The sequence below is a fragment of the Rhizobium sp. USDA 4016 genome, assembly GCF_056279705.1.
In genome coordinates this window covers 544,806-561,148 of sequence record NZ_JBWCCY010000002.1, presented here as the reverse complement: position 1 = coordinate 561,148, position 16,343 = coordinate 544,806, and the positions used below count along the sequence as shown (strand labels likewise).

Genomic DNA, 16,343 nt, shown 5'->3' with positions numbered 1-16,343 from the left:
TGCCGCTGACCCGAAATCGGGTAGCACATCAGCAGCGCCGGAGCGGCTGGCGTCGTCTTTGACCTCCCATTCCGCGCCGGGCACCGAGCGTTGCTTGTTGGCGTCCGCCGCGATCAGAATTGCATCAACGGCAAATCCTCGTGCGCCAACCAGCCCCTGGGCAAGACGCCGTCTCGAACATGTGCCGCAAAATGTCGCTTTGCCGAAACCGACCATGACGGTTCTTCGAGAAGCTGGAATGATCCGGCACCCTGCCGTCCTGGCTCGGTTGAGTTGCCGCTAGGCTCAGGAAGACGCGACTTTCGATTGGATAATGAGGGGGAGATTCCGAACCAAATAGCGATACCCACTAATGACACGCCTATCAGGACGCCGATTGTTGAATATAACAAAATCATGCGATCGCTCCTCTTGCGAGCGCCCATGATAACACTGCGCATAATTTTTCAACAACATCCGCCTGAAGCGGACATCGCGGCTCTTAAGTAAAGGTCATTGTGGGCCGACCGCTTATACCAAAGCTGACATCCGCCGGCCACGCGATCGAACTAGACTATGGCGCGCCGGCCATTAGTCGGCCTCTCGGCATTTCGATAGAATATCGTCGACGACGGAGGTGAACGGCGCAGTGGCGTCAATGGTCGTCGTGTTCTTGGGATTGTCTTCTTTCGTTGCATGCAGTCGCACAACCACTTCTCGTTCGGCTGGTTTTCCGCCAAACTCGTCTTCAGGTCTGTTGGCAAGCCGCCTCTTCAACGTGTCTAAATCGACGTCGAGAACGAAAACCCCGTCAAACAAATCAATAAAGTGATGGAAATTCCTTGAGCCGCCGCAGAAGAAGGAAATCGGGTGGCTTCGATCGGCCACCAAGGATTTGACTTTGTCGACATCCCAAAGGTGGTGCTCGTGCCCAAAGGCCACATCCAGACTGTTCTGCCTATGCCGCAGAGCGATCCAGCGGTTTACCCGTTTGGAGATCGCCTTGATAAGCCAACTCACGGTCACCGTGGATGGCGGGGTAACCGCGCTGCTGCAGTTCAGTGACGACCGAGGTCTTGCCAGTCCCGGAAACGCCTTCGATCAAATAGTTCCTGACGCCCATTTTGCTCTCGTTCGATGAACTGCACTTCTTGGCAATAGCCACCCCTGTCGCCTTATGGCGCAGGACGGATACGGTGTACAAATCAATATTATGCACAGATTTCCGGCTTCCATTCCAACGGGCTTGCACGAGGACTGTGTCACCGGACGATAATGCTGCAGGAAGTTGTTGACGACGAAGAGGAACGTCGGAAGACATCAAAAGATGAATGCCTGATAGGGATCATGGTTTCTGTACACCAACATACCGATGCGCGAAGAATTGAGGCGGACCGCACGGCCACGTGCAGGGGCTAAAGCACGGTTACAGGAGAGATTGGCCGCACGATCCATTCCGCCGAACATCCGAGGCGGTCGGATGTTCCTAGTCCTCCGGCGCCTTAATTTTCATCAACCGACACGAAAGCCACCTGCGATGCAAAGATCGCCTCAGCGTTGTAGCCGCGCTCGACACCTCTGCGGCATTCCGGTAGTTATTGCGCCTGCGAACTGAAGGTTTTCCGCGGCATCGGGGCGCCGACCGAGACCAAGCAAATGCGCTGCAATTGATCGCAACTTTGATGATTTGACCGGGCCGATTGCGGGCGATGCGATATCGGCTTCCAAGGAGCTTCTGCCGATGAGCCTGCCAACGGATGCTTTGAGTCCAAAACGCCATATGGGCATCGACCTGTTTCGGGTCGTCTCCTTCGTTGCTGTTGTCGCAGTTCACGCGCGCGGCTTTTACCTCGGGCCGCGGGCAACAGAGTTTTTCTTGCTCGTTCCACGTTTCGCAGTGCCCTATTTCTTTCTTGTCGCCGGATATTTTCTCAGCCGGAAACGCGTGTCCCTGGTTTCCACGGCCAAGCTTTATCTTACTCGGCTTTTCCCTGTGTTTGCCGGATGGCTGCTCATATACCTTTTGGCGCATGAACTAATTTTTGGCGATAGCGGGATTTTGGGCGTCCGACAGCTTCTCGTTGAAGGAGTTCCCGCTTACCATCTTTGGTTCCTGCCGTCTTTGGGTGTGAGCGCCGTTACCTTCGCCCTGTGTCTGAAGGTCTCAGGCATAAGAGGAGCACTCGTCGCCGGGATATTGCTCTACTGCCTGGGAGTGCCTTTCGTGGAACTGAATGTGGAGGGGCCTTCACACTGGAACTTCCGCGACGGACCGTTTTTTGGCTGCATCTTCATCGCGATCGGCTATTGGATCGGCAAGTCCGGCCTATCGCTGACGATAAAGCAGTCTGTCGCCATCGCATCGGCCGGATTTCTGCTTCAGTGCCTCGAGAGCTTTTTATTGTGGCGCTTTTTCCAGGTGCCGCCGACACGTGACATCGATTATTTCATATCGACCGTCCCTTACGCCGTCGGGATTTTTTTCCTTGCTCTTGGTTGTCAAAGCCACGTGCCGGGCACCGTCGCGAAGCTTGGCGAGAAGACGCTCGGATCGTACTGTATCCACCTTTTGTTCCTGTGGATGGTTCAGACCGTGTTTGTGCCGTCTTCCATCGCACGCGTGTTAATCACCATTGTCATCGTCAGCATCGCTTCGCTCATTGCTAGCAACTTGATGTCAAAGGTAAAGCTTTTGTCCCTGCTCGTGGAGTGACTAACGTTCAATGCAGCCGAGGCCACCGTCGCCTGTCGGCCCTCGCGGCGACAATAAGCGCAGGAGGCGCGAGAGCTGATTATAGGTGCTCGCTACTGAATGAAATGAAAACGCGACGGAAACGGGTATAACGCCTTCACGCGGCAAGGACTCGTCTAAGAGAGGTCAAAGGCGAGCCCAAGCCATGAGTACCAGGGGGAAAACCCGATGGCACTTGGGATCACGCAGTATCAGTAGCTGTGGAAGCCCGAAACGCGTGATCTCAATAAACGCCCAGCGGAAGGGAAGGTTCCCTGCGATCGACCAGAGAAGAAAAACCTCTCTTGCGAAAATCTGCGACAATCTACGAATATCCTCAGGGGCCGGTGCATCCTATCATCTCCGTGCGCCGGCGAACGGCTGAAACCGCGGCGCAGGGGGGGAATCCTCCTTGGCCGGGGTAACGTGGGAAATAGCCCCGGCCTTCACATCCTAAGCTGAATCTCGAAATCGTTGAGGGTGCAACTGCCCCGACGAGTACGATGCGGGCTCGCGCTGGCCATCGATCAACGCGAGCCCTTTCGCACCGCGTGACAAGAGGGGAAGGGGTTCGCCTCCGCCACGCAATAGCAGAATGACAGACGATCAAACGAGAGCAAATTAGTTAAAACGGCTTAGGTCGGTCCCCCGCGCCTTCAGGGAAGGTGCGGGTGCTTCGGGCGCCGAATACCTCTCACTCAGGGCATCGATAATCTCCATGGCAGTGGATTCATCAAGGCGTGTTAGCGGCAGAGTTTCAGCAATGACAGCGACCTTGTGCGTTTGCGTATGGACAATCGACCAGCTGCCATCCCCGTCGCGTCTGGCGTAATACTGCAGGCGTATTGGCATATTCACGTCTACCTCTGTTTCTCGGCAATACTGGCGAGTAACTGTTCCAAGCTGTCTTCGTTCCTGACGCCGTGCTGATAGAAATAGATGATCTGGGTTGCGAGCTCGTCGCAGGCGTCGTGACGCGTTATGTGCCCGGTCGCGCAGATATGATCGAAGACTCTTTTGCAGATCACAATATCTTCGTTCTGCAAGGGTGCATCGTTCGCAGCGAAATCATCTCTGGTCATGGTTCAACACTCCCCAAGAAGATGATCTATTTTCGTAGATCGATCCTGAACGCAGGATGAAAAGCAAATCGCTGACCGTCCATGCAGCGCTTTGATCTGCATAGCTGTTCGACCTTCCTCGATGCCTCTCGCGCATTGGACGCCCAGATGCCCAGCCGTTGCAAGGCAGGATGTTCTGCCTCTGCCAAGGGATGGTATTGATCGCCCATCGCCACTGGCGGGCGGGCGGTCCGCTGGTAAGGTCGAGATAAATGCGCCCAATTGCAAATCGCCATCCAAGGAGACAACGTCCTGGTGGTCCTCGCCCGGCCATGTCTCCCGCCATTTGTATTTCGGCTGGTATTCGGGGTGCATCCGGCTTTCGCATGCAGTTCATTTCCGGCGCGACTTGTGGGTACTTATTGTGTAGTCAATCGCGGGTTCCCATTGCCCTTGACGGTGTCCGGCGTACACTGCCCATGCCGGCCCCGATTATCGGCTGAGACCGGTTGGGCGATTATACGTCCTCTTGCCATCACAGAGGAGCACGAGATGTCTCTTCAGGATTTACTTCCCCTCGATGAAAGCCAGATCGACACGGTCACGACGGTGGTTCACCAGTGGTGCAAATTTCATCGTGTTCCGATAGAGAGCGGCCGTGGCCGTGTGGCGATGACGACCGCCGTTAGTCTCGCAATCGGAGGCGAGCATTCATCTCAAGCGCTCGCCGAGGCCCTCGGCCGCGCTATGCGGATCGAGCAGTTCAAGCGGCCGGTAGACTAGCATCCTCGTAGATTTCGCGGTGGATATTTGCGCATTGCGCGATTTAATTGTTGGATGGCAAAGCTCCCGCGTTCCTGGCCTCTTCAGGCCACCGACCAACCATTGCGAACGCGACCGCGAAAGCCTCGCGATCCGGCGTAGGCCGAACCTTCCCCTCGATCCCTTGGGTTACGCCTCAAGCACGAAGCCCAGGGGCGCGGCCTGAGAGTTCCGCTTATTCGAGGCGAACCTTGGCGGCCGTTGCTGGAGTCGCCAACGTTACTTCTGTGGCGTGTCCGCACTCTTCCCAGCGAGGCGATGCCGCTGTAGGGTGCCGAACGTGCGCCTGACCATCCCACCCGGAGGCTCTGTATGGCCGAGATCTTGTTGTTCCACCACGCACAAGGGCTGACCCCGGGTGTGCGCGCGTTCGCCGACGACTTGCGGGCTAGCGGTCACATCGTGCATACGCCGGACCTGTTCGACGGACGCACGTTCCAGAGCATCGATGAGGGTCTCGGCTACATCGGTGAGATCGGATTCGACGACATGCGGGAGCGCGGCGTCAGCGTCGCCGACGAGCTGCCTCCCAAGCTCGTCTATGCCGGGTTCTCGTTCGGTGTGCTGCCGGCGCAGAAGCTGGCACAGACACGGCCGGGAGCCCGCGGAGCCCTGCTCTTCTACTCTTGCCTGCCGATCAGTGGCGAGTGGGCCTTCGGGCCCTGGCCAGACGGCGTCGCGGTCCAGATTCACGGTAAGGAAAACGACCCGATCTTCGTCGGCGAGGGCGACATCGACGCCGCCCGCGAGATCGTGGAGAAGGTCGAGGACGCGGAGCTTTTCCTGTACCCCGGCGATCAGCACTACTTCGCCGACAGTTCGCTCCCATCGTATGACGCGGATGCGACCGCACTACTCACCATTCGAGTGCTTCAGTTCCTGGATCGCGTTTGATCCATGCCGGCGTCTTGGCTTGAGCTCAGTCCCGAAAGGTCGTCCCGCAACAGTGCCTACTTTCCAGCCGCGATAGCGATCGATCCTTGTAACATCGTCGTTCTTCGATGGGCGAGAAAGGCAATCCGCAATCGATCCATTTCAAAATCCGCTTTCGGCAATACCACGATTGCAGCCAGCCGAACCCTTTAAAGAACAACTACTTGAGATTTTTAATGTCCGGTGTTGGCGGGCGCAATCCGGCCGACCGCAGAATGGGTATTGTTATGCCGAGCTTGCCATCCCGCCCTATCGGAAATCTCGAGCTTTAGGGAACTGGCTCGGCATAGTATCCGGCTCGGGATAAATTCCGTTTCTCCACATCGATACGCTGAAGGTGAAGAGCCGAAACTTCCACCGACATAGGGGGGTGCCGGAGTGCGAGCGCCTCGAGCCGGTCCAAAAAGTGGTTCGGACGATCCAGAATCTGGATCGTTCTGCTCGGAGGTTCGACGCCTCGTCGTTAGCGCGCCGGAACTTGCCGACCGGTTCAGCGTTGCCGTCGTTGAGGAGGAGTTCCAATGTCAGTCCCTTTCGAGCCTATTGTACCGCGGCCGGCCCCGCCGCCGGATCCTGACCGTATTCCCGGCGATGAGTCGCTTCCCGATCCCGAACCCGATGAGGGCGCCGCGCCAGTCGGCCGGATGTCGGCACGCTGCCCAACAGGGGAACTCCATTTTCGAGGCGTCCGTCTGCAATCCGAGGGTCGGCCATGAGCGAAGATTGGAGAGCTGATCTCAAGGCAGCGCTCGAGGACTTCGTAGATACCTATGTGGTTAGGGGCGCGAGACAGGCTGACGTCTACGATGCTATCATCGAGGAGATCGGAAATCTGCGGGCGAACTACGAGCGGGATCCTGATCCAGCCGAAGATCGTGCGCGAGCCGATGTCGAGGAACCGTCGAACGACTGGCCCGGCGCTCAGCGCTGAGCACCAGGCAATAAAAAAGGCCGGGGCGAAACCGCACCGACCTTCTCAACATCGCTCTTCACACCAGTGCCAGTACATCCGTGGTCAAAAGCAGATAAGCGACTTCGGCAGTCGCGAACGCTCGCGTGGAGCGCTCACCAGCAACGCCGATGAGCTGCAGATAGCCGATGATTGTGTTGGTTTCAAGGGCGCGGCGGGGATGCGACGTCGTCTTCTACCCGGCATCTCCGCGAAACGAGGCCGGGATCGCTATTATAGCCTCTACTGGAACCTTCGCTAGGAACGGAGGTTAATTGCGCGAGGTCGCGGTGTGTCAATCGGACACGACGGAGATGATGAACGCACCGGTTTTTCCGATTTCTCGGTGCGGGCAACGAAACGCCAGGCGAGCATCTAACCCGTCCGCCGTGACCTTCCTCTGAAAGGCAACCTCGCCATGATCAATCCACCGAGCACCCAGCCAGATAGTCCGGAACGAAAGGTCGAGCTCGACCAAACTGTCGACTACGCCGTCCAGATCCTCGTGGAGGAGGCCCACCTCGTCGGTTGGACCCGCGTCGAGTTCCTGACCGCAATCCTCGACGCCGCGAACGCCCGGTTGTCGGCGATCGAAGAGGAACGCGAACTTGAAGCAGGCGGCAATTGAAGATCGCGACCTACACGTCAACGGGGTGAACGGTCGTCTCGAGGTTCTTCTTGGGTGGCTCGCTGAGGCCCGACGTCGTATGTTTGCAAGAATTGATAGCGCCTCAAGAGAAGTTTCCGATGAAAGCGATCGAAGAGGCGGGATAAGGCGCGGTCTGGCAGGGTCAGAAATCTTGGAACGGCGTGGCCCTGCTTGCCAAGGATCAGGAGCCACACCTGAGGCGGAAAGGACTTCCGGGCGATCCGGACGACCTTCACAGCCGATACATCGAGGCGATCGTCAAAGGAATCGTCATCGGCGGCTGCATCTTCCGAATGGCAACCCGTATCCGGGGCCTAAGTTCGACTACAAGCTACAAGCTGTCCGGAAATAAGGCGGCGGGCAAGGTTCTCAAGGTCGTCCTTTACGGCTTGCCCGCGGCGATTGGGTCGAGGATCGCTCAAGCGGCTACCGTTCCGACCATGACCTTCTCATCGTCGTCAACACCAAGAGCTTTTCCGAAGAGCATGAGCTGTGGGAGGCGCTGGAGGAACGATTGCTACAGGAACAGATCAGCCACCGGATTGAAAACCCGGTGATCCCGATCGTGCACTGCCTGGCAGACGTGGACGACCAGCTTTCGCGCGGCCGGCCGTTCTTCACCGTCATCGCCAGGGACGGCATCGTGCTCTACGAGGAGCCCGGCCATCCCCTCGCCCAGCCGAAGGCGCTGACACCGGAGGAGGCAAAGGCCGAGGCGCAGCGGTATTTCGATCAGTGGTTCGCTATATGAACGGTGTCAACTTTCGGAAGCCCAGTTCACGCTGGCACCCACCGCCGGTGTTCTGACCGGAGTCCGCGTGCCAGGATCATCCCTAAAATGGAGGGTGACTGCCCTAACATTGGAAAGCCGGCCGTTGCGCTAGGCCTTTGACTCCAAATGAGAAAACGAGCATATAGCGATCGAAGTCTTTCCCAAAGATTCGCTAGTAACATCAATGGCAACTTCCAGATTGACACGCGAAAAACGCCTGCTGCTCATCGCTGAATATATGGCAGGAGCAAAGATTATAGACTCCCTAGCGAAGAAATATGGCGTTCATCGCTCGTATCCAGTTCTATACAGACGCTATTCTAAGTGCGGAGGCACGCGTAAAGCCGCATGACTAGATTCTGTATATTTGCCGACTTTCGAGACTCTGAACCTTTATTTCGGCGACCAACCCAAAAATGGATGGTGACTATACAACATTAGCGGTCGAAAAAATGCGAGGACGCTGATGCTGTATCATCTGCTCCTGTTTAAAGGCCCGCCATCACCCCATCCTTGGCGGGCCTTTTCCATATTGGTGTCCGCGTTGAGTGACCTCGTTCGCAATTCCGGGGCTCCTTTCTAAGGTACGGCTGTTAGAGCGCTCAAAAGATCCTCTTGCGCTTATATGTTTAACCTTACCAGCTAACCGTAAGTCGCAGTGGCGCTTGCACGTCTGCGGAGATTTCGTTTTGCTGATTCAACACAAGACCGTTGGAGGCAACCATGAGAGAGACCGTTCCTCAGGGCATCGTTGACAGGCTGGAGCACGAATGGCGTATGATCGAGCGTAATCGGCCGACACCCTCACCGAAATTTCGACCAGAGGAACCAGTCGCTTTTCCTACACTGAAGGATGCCGGGTCTGTTGATGACCGGCCTGCGAACCCTTGACTCATAGCGTTTTTTCCAAGCGCTGACCAGTTCCACAAGCTGTGCCTTCGGCCCATTTATAGATTGGCTTTGGACTTGCGATGTGGATAAGAACGCAGAGCCGGGATCCAAACGATCCGAGCGGCATTGCCATCGCAAATGAATTTGAGGCCTTCAACGAGGCATTGCAGGGTATTTACGAGGTTCAGCAACTAGACCGCAGCGAAGTTGCCTCCGGCGAAGACATTGGAGTCGTTGTCCGCGTCTGTCGACCGACGCTGCATATAGGATAGGCTCATCTGGCCCAGTAGCGATTTAGTAAATGGCGGAAAGGCCTTTCTATGAGCACGTATGAAGCGGCTGCGCACGCGACGGAAGCCGCTAACATCAAAAGACGTGGCTGATCGCCGATCATCTTGTAGAACGGCTGCTGCCACAGGTACAGAGAGAAGGAAAGGAGGCCGACCACCCGGAGTGCCGTCGAATTGAAGATCTCCAACAACCATGCTGGCGAGTCACGGAATGAGATCAGGGATAAGGCTAAAAGGAAGGTGCCGATCGAATATTTGATTTCGTCCGGAACCGGATTGAGGTTCAACAGCATTCCGACAGTTCCCACGCACAAAGAGAAGTATTTGGGAAATGTTAGATGCCGGAGCGCCAGATAGATGATCGCACCGAAGAAGATGGAGCTGGCCCGGACATCCGTCCTCCAATAGACGGAGTAATAACCGCCTCCGGAGATTGTTTGCATCGCGCCGTTCGCCAAGCAAATCGCACAAAGAACTGACAGGATCGTTGCCGCAGCTGTCTCATTTCTAGAGACAGTTAGCGCGGATACCGCAAGGACGACATAAGTCCATTCCTCAATCGACAACGACCAGAGATGGTCGATCTCGTCGATGCGGGAAGCGTAAATCGACACATAGTTTTGAGTGAAGGTCAGGGCGCCAATGATGTGGTGGACCGGTATCTGATACAACGAAATCATTATCGCCACGAAGACAAACAACGCAGGCCATACGCGCGATACACGTCTTTTTAAGAAGGTGGCAACAGGCTTCTTTTGAACGAATAGGATATCCGCCATCAGTCGTCCGGAAAGAACGAAGAACAGTTCAACGCCAAGCCTTGACACATTGAAGCCTGGGATCGGAAAGAAGTGGCCAACAATGACGCCAATGATCGCGAAGCCTCGCCAGCCATCAAGATAGGCGATATGGCCCTTGTCAAACCGAGCCGGCGTGGCAGCCGTAACACCGTCAGATTTGTCGAGAATGGCTTCGGATTCCGCCACAACATTTCTCCTCATTGCCGGAGCCAAAAAAGGGCTCGCTGGCTGAGCGAGCCCTTGCACTATGGGGTGGAGTGCAGTTGCCTTGGGGAAGGCACTGCAAGAGACCATTGCTGCATTGCGGAATAAAGTAAGGAATTAGGACGAGCGCCGTCTACTCCAAACGTGTAGGTTTCACTTTCTGACGTTTAGTGAATCGAGGCCGATGACATTACAGCAACAGTCTTCAGCGTAGTAACAAAATTATATGTCAGGTCGCCCTTGAGCGACGATCAGCGCACGCACCATCTCATTCAGGATCAAAATTGCTCCAAGATTCGTATGTAACCATTGCCGCTGCTAATCTGATGCCATTTTTATTTTTCGCGTCGGCGCCGCGACCGCGCCCTGGCTTCGTTGCGTTCACTCTGGCACGATCCAAAGCGAGGATTCAGTGGATATTAGCCACAACTGTCGACCGCTCGTGAACCGTTCCAATCCCGGCCCTAGCGTGAACGCATGACGAATCGACTAAAATATCTCATCCTTGCCACTCTCGCGTCACTGGTGATCTGGGCCGGCGTAATTGGCGGCGTGCTCTGGATTACAAGCGACAAAACAGATACAGGCTTCACCGCTGGGACCCGAAAGTGATCGGACATAGTCCCTCATGAGATCCCGCCCCAGCTTCTGCGACAAGCTGAGACTGCGGACCCTGACCCGACCAAAGGTAGGCGTACGTTGCATTTGCTGCAATGAAATGGCAGTTAGCAAAATAGGATTACTTGACTGTCCGGACGAGCCTTGCCTCCAGTCCGGAAATTGGCAACTGTCGGCATTTTTGAACGAGCCACGTGGCAGCGGCCATTTCGTTTTCGTTCAGAAACCAGCTAGTCACCTGAATCCGAAGTTCGGCTCATTGTTTTCTGGCAGAAACGTTTGACGGCGGCGAGGATTTCGTCGGCGGATTTGACCCATTTATAAGGCTTGGGGTTTTCGTTGTGTGCCTTGATGAAGGCGACGATATCGGCTTCGAGTTCTGCCGTTGATCGATGGACGCCGCGTTGCAATTGCTTGCGCGTCAGCTCTGCAAACCACCGCTCAACCTGATTGATCCAGGACGCTGATGTCGGCGTGAAGTGAACATGCCAATGCGGTCGGCGGGCGAGCCAGGCCTTGATCTTCGGCGTCTTATGGGTTGCATAGTTGTCCATCACGAGATGTATGTCCGGTCCCTCGGGCATCACGGCGTCGATCCGTTTGAGGAAGTCGAGGAACTCGGTTGCCCGGTGACGCTTGTAGCATTTGCCGATCACCGCACCGGTGGCAACGTCGAGCGCCGCGAACAAGGACGTTGTGCCATTGCGCACATAGGTGTGAGTGCGGCGCTCAGGCACCCCCGGCACCATGGGCAAGACAGGCTGCTCGCGATCCAGTGCCTGGATTTGCGATTTTTCGTCAACACAAAGCACGACAGCTCGATTTGGCGGCGACATGTAAAGACCGACAATGTCCTGCACCTTGTCGACGAACAGAGGGTCGGTCGACAGCTTGAACGTTTCTGACCGATGCGGTTGCAGCCCAAACGCGGTCCAAATCCGACGGATGGTCGTGTGCGAAAGCCCGGTCTCGGCGGCCATGGAGCGGATCGACCAATGGGTGGCGTCCTTCGGAGTGCTGTTCAGCGTCCGCTCGATCACTTGAGCAACCTGGACATCCGATACTGTGCGTGGGCGACCTGCGCGATATTCGTCGGTCAACCCTTCAATGCCTTCCTGCACAAACCGCCGCCGCCACTTGCCAACCGTGTGCTCGTGGACACCAAGGCGTTCAGCGACGTCTTTACTCTGCAATCCCTCCGCGCAGAGCAGAACCATCCGGCATCGATCTGATAGTGAACGCGGCGCTTTGTGCCGCCGAACCTGAGCTTCGAGAAAAGCCCGGTCCCCATCGCTCAATACAACAAAATCCGCCTGCCGGCCTACCATCACCAATGCCCCTTCTCCATTCAAGGCATATACAATGATATTTACTTCAGTTCCAGGTGACTAGGGCGTACACTCATAACGACCGAATCCAGATGCGTGTTGCAGCCAGCTTGATGGCAGCGAGAAAGTTACGCGGGTCTTTGTCGTATCTGGTTGCGATGCCTCGGAACTGTTTGAGTTTGTTGAAGAAACGCTCGATTAGATTGCGTTGGCGATAGACCCAAGCACTGAAAGGGAAGCTATCCTTGCGGTTCCGTTTTGCCGGGATGTTGGCCCAGGCCCGTTTCTCCTTTGCCAAGTCTCGCAAGGCATTGGTGTCATAGGCACGATCGGCAAGCAGGATCGTGCCTTTGCGCATGTTCTGCAGCATGGGTTCTGCCATCCGATTATCATGGGCTTGTCCCGCTGTCAGGTCGAGACCAATCGGTCTGCCATCAGCATCGACAACCGCGTGGATTTTCGTCGTCAAGCCGCCGCGGGAACGTCCCATGCAGCCATCGTCTCGATCCCCCTTTTTCCCGTGGCCGCATGCTGATGAACGCGAACACAGGAACTGTCGATCATGACGATGTCGCCGTCGAAGGCCTTTGCGACCTCGCGCAAGACATGATCCCAAACGCCAGCCTTTCTCCATCGCACAAAGCGGTTGTAGCACGTGGTGTAGGGCCCATATCGCTCCGGCACGTCGGCCCAGGGCGAACCAGTGCGGAACCGCCATAAAATGCCATTGATCACCCGGCGGTCATCGACGCGCGGCACACCGCGGCTCTTGTTCGGCAAAAGCGGCTGAATGATCGCCCATTCGAAATCTGTCAGATCAAAACGACGACGGGTCACGCGAGGCCTCCAAATCAAAGCCTCATTGAATCATCATCTTAGCACTCAGGAAACCCGGTTTATGAGTTCGCGGCCTAGTTCATCAAAGCTCGGTGAAAATCTCCAGAAAGCGTTCGCAGGTTACCCCGTGCTCAACCGGTTCCAATTGAAAGCAGGTCCGATGACATGAATAGCGAGCGCGACGAGCATGAGATGCACTAGGGGAAGCACACATGCCAGATGCTCCACCTGTGCGTCATTGTCGCATAAACCACAGAGCACAGTGAAACGAATGGAAGCAAGAAGATTGCTGCCAAAAACAGAATTGAAACGAAAAAGAAGAAGCTGTTTTGAATGGTTCTGTACATGATGCTGTTCGATGGATGTGTCGCACTGATACAGCGCGTTAACCATGAAATCATCACCCAAAATGGGGTGGGCGAGCCTGCGATGCGTCTTGCAGGACTAGATCTCACAACACTCCGGCCGCCCATCGCAATAGCTTGCGCGGTGGGTATCGCGGGCAGTTCAACACTCCGCGACGATGGAATGAAACGTCTAGGGCTCGCGTCTAGATGAACTGCTGCACAACCCAGCACTGCCAGCGCGCTTGGCGAAGTTTCCCGAACGCGAGTTCGCAGCTTATGTTATTGTTTTTAAAAACCCGCGTTCTGACAACCAACTTTTCAATATTCGCCTTATCGACTCAGTCCTACGGGGACTATCTGGTTCGGTAAGGCTAAATGCATCTAACGCTGCAAGCTCATTTCTGACGATACGGAAATTAATTTGTTCGCTATCGATTCGAGGCCTTCCAAGCGGCCTTCCTTCACCTTCCAGCGGCGTGGAGCGAACACGTGGCCTTCCACGTTTCGGCCAGTCAGGCGGGCGATAGCCGTTCTCAAACGCCCGGACCATCTTTTCAACGAGAGGGGATATAGGCCGTGGATTTTCTTCGCGTTCCATCTCCCAAACGCGCATAGGTGTTGCATAGCCCAAAAGTTTGGCGAGCTGAATCTGAGTTAGATCTAAGGACAGTCGGACTTTTCGAAGCTCTATATTTGACATTCGTCGCAGCTTATTCCTGGTTGAGCGACTTATGTTTGCTGGCACAGTCATTGAAACCCCAATGAAATATCGTAAATTACAGGCGTTACGATAGATACGCCTGCCGACTGAAATAAATAATTCGTCCTTAATAATTTTGTTTCAATTTGTACAGATGATTCTTTAACGACTAACTGTCCACCACAGGGTTTAGTCAAGCTTGGGTCCAGGACTGATCATTGTACATCGACGGTTCCCGGCGCACATGTTGTAACCGTAAAACAAATTGGAGAACGCCGTTTAAGTAGCGAGAGAATGCACCCTTTCCTCTTCCAGAACCACCGCAACAGCCTGCCGAGCAGACGGCACTGAGGTCAAGAAGTCTTTGAGAAGTGCCATTGGCGATCCGGCCGCATTAGCTGGCGATTTTTACTGCAGACATTGCTGGACGCTGTTTTCCAGCGACCCTTAAAGCCTAAAACTGGAGCGCTCGTTCGAGACGTAGTCATTCTGGTCTTGCGGGAGATCCTGAATATTGAATAGTGATAATTACGTCACAGGGCGGCGATGGCTAAATAGATCCCCGCCCAAATCCACATTGAAATCTCAAGCGCAAGTGCCAGGCACCCTGCACGATAGGTCATGTCTTCCTCCCCGTCCGCTCCACCAAACGCGACAGAGGGTACGCGAATAAGCACGATTGTAAATCGGCAGTTTGGGTTACAGATGCGCTGTTTGCCTACTCACAACTCATCATAATACGGGGCAAGGTATTGTCGCCGACGATCGCCAAGGGTGATTGGCGGCGCTTTCTGTCAATCCACACGCCCGATCCGGAGTCGCTTTGGGGCCGCCTCCATCTGGCGTGATTCGCCTAAAGTATCTCCATGAGAATAGGAGGGTTCCCGCTCGGGATCGATCAATCGCCACTCACGTCCCAAGCGTTCGAACAGGTAGCGAGGTATACAATTGATCATTTAATGCCTCTCAAAATCTGGCGCCGTCCTCTGGACAGTCTGCATCTTCCTTCATTTCGAGCAAATTAATTCCCCCTGCAGCAGCACGGGCTCGATTGCGCATGAAAAATATAATTATTTAACTCCTTGTGCGTCCATAAAATTCTTTAAATTCTTTATATAAGAATGATTTTATCAAATAAAAATAGAAACTATTGCGTTATGATACGACACAGATCATATTGCGAAATATTATATATACTATTAATTGTAAGAAATATACACAAATTTTGTCTAAAAGATATACTCCACCTCCGCTCCAATAGTAATCCGCGCAAATATAGTTCCCATTAATAGGAATAATAACGCATTTTCGCTTTATTCAATTCACTGCGCCTTCACAAAACATTATTCATCTTGCATTAACCATCACCCGTGCTAGCTTATTGCTGCGGTGCAATATAAGCCCAGAAATGGTGCAGGGACATTAACCAACTGTTAATTTTGCGGATGACGTCGACAAACAGCCGAAGTAAAGAAGCGGCAACCTCAGATTTGAAAGAAGAGCGGACGACTATGTTGATGGCTACACGTAGAAAAGATAGTGTAAACAATATCTTTACGGCAGGTATCGTGACACAGCACATTGGTTCTGATTGGACTTTTCCGCCTGCGGCCCAGCCTATCGCTAAAGCTGCTACTTGGAACTTTGCATTTAAGCGTATCCTCGACGTAATAGTCTCCGCGACCGCACTTCTTATATTGGCGCCGTTCTTGGTGGTCGTCGCCTGCTTAATCCGGCTTGAGAGCAAGGGCTCCCCCATTTTCTCACAAATGCGTTGGGGCAAGGATGGGAAGAAAATCCGAGTATATAAATTCAGATCAATGCGCTCAGACCTTTGTGATCCAACCGGCGTCAAGCAAACGGTGAAAAACGATCCGAGGATTACGCGTCTTGGCGCAATTTTGCGCAAAACAAACCTGGACGAGCTTCCGCAATTGTTCAATGTGTTTCGAGGGGATATGTCACTCGTTGGTCCTCGCTGCCACGCCATCGGGATGCTTGCAAGTGGCATGCTCTATGAGGAACTCGTACCGAACTATCATCGTCGGCATGTGATGCGGCCAGGTCTGACCGGCCTTGCCCAGATGCGCGGACTGCGGGGCCCCACCGATAGTAGCGCAAAGGCTCGCGCCCGCATTTATTCGGATCTCTATTACATAGAGAACTTTTCTTTCGCGTTAGATCTGAAGATACTTGTAGGCACCATCAAGTCCGAATTGACCCGAGGACAAGGCTTTTAACGCATGTCGGCAGATGCGCTGCGTTAGCCATAGGAACGATGCTATTTCGTACTTGCGGTGACAATCGGATCGGTCCCGTGAGATACTGCGCGCGAAATCCAAACACCGGCGCCGATAACAAGCATCCACATCAACGCTGAAATCTGGATCGCCACCAGAAGAGACTTCAATCTCAAGCTCATTTCACAACTC

At 54.5% G+C, this 16,343-nt stretch carries 12 protein-coding genes and 3 pseudogenes; 8 read left to right on the top strand and 7 right to left on the bottom strand.

What is annotated here, in order from left to right; genetic code table 11:
* Positions 1-12 precede the first annotated feature (12 nt).
* Positions 13-259: pseudogene (locus tag ACZ9DP_RS03595) on the bottom strand (transposase); the annotation flags it as partial.
* Positions 260-570: 311 nt separating this feature from the next.
* Positions 571-1,102, bottom strand: a pseudogene (locus tag ACZ9DP_RS03590) (adenylate kinase family protein).
* A gap of 618 nt (positions 1,103-1,720) precedes the next feature.
* Here ACZ9DP_RS03590 and ACZ9DP_RS03585 point away from each other — a divergent pair.
* The gene (locus tag ACZ9DP_RS03585) at positions 1,721-2,692 is read left to right on the top strand and encodes an acyltransferase family protein (RefSeq protein WP_476200287.1); all 972 of its coding nucleotides are present in this window, start codon (positions 1,721-1,723) and stop codon (positions 2,690-2,692) included.
* An 878-nt stretch (positions 2,693-3,570) separates the two neighbouring features.
* On the opposite strand, the gene ACZ9DP_RS03580 is transcribed toward ACZ9DP_RS03585, so the two are convergent.
* Complete coding sequence (locus ACZ9DP_RS03580) at positions 3,571-3,792, bottom strand: hypothetical protein (protein WP_372431778.1); 222 nt, start codon at positions 3,790-3,792, stop codon at positions 3,571-3,573.
* Between the two features lie 531 nt (positions 3,793-4,323).
* Here ACZ9DP_RS03580 and ACZ9DP_RS03575 point away from each other — a divergent pair.
* The 6 genes and pseudogenes from ACZ9DP_RS03575 (at position 4,324) to ACZ9DP_RS03550 (ending at position 7,875) form a co-directional block, all read left to right on the top strand.
* Positions 4,324-4,554, top strand: coding sequence for a hypothetical protein (locus ACZ9DP_RS03575; RefSeq protein ID WP_239602873.1), 231 nt, complete (start codon positions 4,324-4,326; stop codon positions 4,552-4,554).
* A gap of 351 nt (positions 4,555-4,905) precedes the next feature.
* Entirely contained in the window at positions 4,906-5,487 is a 582-nt protein-coding gene (locus ACZ9DP_RS03570) for a dienelactone hydrolase family protein (protein WP_476200286.1), read from the top strand.
* Positions 5,488-6,238: 751 nt separating this feature from the next.
* On the top strand, positions 6,239-6,457 hold the full coding sequence (locus tag ACZ9DP_RS03565; protein ID WP_476200284.1) for a hypothetical protein: 219 nt from the start codon (positions 6,239-6,241) through the stop codon (positions 6,455-6,457).
* A 436-nt stretch (positions 6,458-6,893) separates the two neighbouring features.
* Positions 6,894-7,103, top strand: coding sequence for a hypothetical protein (locus tag ACZ9DP_RS03560; RefSeq protein ID WP_074066488.1), 210 nt, complete (start codon positions 6,894-6,896; stop codon positions 7,101-7,103).
* Positions 7,100-7,458, top strand: a pseudogene (locus ACZ9DP_RS03555) (endonuclease/exonuclease/phosphatase family protein); the annotation flags it as partial. The gene ACZ9DP_RS03560 and the pseudogene ACZ9DP_RS03555, both read left to right, overlap by 4 nt.
* Before the next feature lie 180 nt (positions 7,459-7,638).
* Positions 7,639-7,875, top strand: coding sequence for a hypothetical protein (locus tag ACZ9DP_RS03550; protein ID WP_476200282.1), 237 nt, complete (start codon positions 7,639-7,641; stop codon positions 7,873-7,875).
* Positions 7,876-9,061: 1,186 nt separating this feature from the next.
* On the opposite strand, the gene ACZ9DP_RS03545 is transcribed toward ACZ9DP_RS03550, so the two are convergent.
* The 3 genes from ACZ9DP_RS03545 to ACZ9DP_RS03535 form a co-directional block, all read right to left on the bottom strand.
* Complete coding sequence (locus ACZ9DP_RS03545; RefSeq protein WP_476200281.1) at positions 9,062-10,063, bottom strand: acyltransferase family protein; 1,002 nt, start codon at positions 10,061-10,063, stop codon at positions 9,062-9,064.
* Between the two features lie 866 nt (positions 10,064-10,929).
* Positions 10,930-12,027, bottom strand: coding sequence for an IS630 family transposase (locus ACZ9DP_RS03540; RefSeq protein WP_476202191.1), 1,098 nt, complete (start codon positions 12,025-12,027; stop codon positions 10,930-10,932).
* Between the two features lie 73 nt (positions 12,028-12,100).
* Positions 12,101-12,864, bottom strand: a protein-coding gene (locus ACZ9DP_RS03535; RefSeq protein WP_476200280.1) for an IS5 family transposase whose coding sequence is annotated in 2 segments (ribosomal slippage) — positions 12,101-12,549 and positions 12,549-12,864 — 765 coding nt in all. Because the reading frame shifts where the segments join, the coding sequence is not laid out codon by codon here.
* 2,492 nt (positions 12,865-15,356) lie between these two features.
* Between ACZ9DP_RS03535 and ACZ9DP_RS03530 the strand changes: the two genes are divergently transcribed.
* Positions 15,357-16,151 carry a sugar transferase gene (locus tag ACZ9DP_RS03530; protein WP_476200279.1) on the top strand — a complete coding sequence of 265 codons (795 nt, stop codon included), beginning with the start codon at positions 15,357-15,359 and terminating at the stop codon, positions 16,149-16,151.
* 41 nt (positions 16,152-16,192) lie between these two features.
* Here the strand turns inward: ACZ9DP_RS03530 and ACZ9DP_RS03525 are convergent, their stop codons facing one another.
* The gene (locus tag ACZ9DP_RS03525) at positions 16,193-16,333 is read right to left on the bottom strand and encodes a hypothetical protein (protein ID WP_476200278.1); all 141 of its coding nucleotides are present in this window, start codon (positions 16,331-16,333) and stop codon (positions 16,193-16,195) included.
* Between the last annotated feature and the right edge of the window lie 10 nt (positions 16,334-16,343).

Excerpts from the sequence above, each read along its gene's own strand:
- ACZ9DP_RS03585 (WP_476200287.1), top strand. The coding sequence starts at position 1,721 with ATGAGCCTGCCAACGGATGCTTTGAGTCCAAAACGCCATATGGGCATC.
- ACZ9DP_RS03580 (WP_372431778.1), bottom strand. The coding sequence starts at position 3,792 with ATGACCAGAGATGATTTCGCTGCGAACGATGCACCCTTGCAGAACGAA.
- ACZ9DP_RS03575 (WP_239602873.1), top strand. The coding sequence starts at position 4,324 with ATGTCTCTTCAGGATTTACTTCCCCTCGATGAAAGCCAGATCGACACG.
- ACZ9DP_RS03570 (WP_476200286.1), top strand. The coding sequence starts at position 4,906 with ATGGCCGAGATCTTGTTGTTCCACCACGCACAAGGGCTGACCCCGGGT.
- ACZ9DP_RS03565 (WP_476200284.1), top strand. The coding sequence starts at position 6,239 with ATGAGCGAAGATTGGAGAGCTGATCTCAAGGCAGCGCTCGAGGACTTC.
- ACZ9DP_RS03560 (WP_074066488.1), top strand. The coding sequence starts at position 6,894 with ATGATCAATCCACCGAGCACCCAGCCAGATAGTCCGGAACGAAAGGTC.
- ACZ9DP_RS03540 (WP_476202191.1), bottom strand. The coding sequence starts at position 12,027 with ATGGTAGGCCGGCAGGCGGATTTTGTTGTATTGAGCGATGGGGACCGG.
- ACZ9DP_RS03530 (WP_476200279.1), top strand. The coding sequence starts at position 15,357 with ATGACGTCGACAAACAGCCGAAGTAAAGAAGCGGCAACCTCAGATTTG.
- ACZ9DP_RS03525 (WP_476200278.1), bottom strand. The coding sequence starts at position 16,333 with ATGAGCTTGAGATTGAAGTCTCTTCTGGTGGCGATCCAGATTTCAGCG.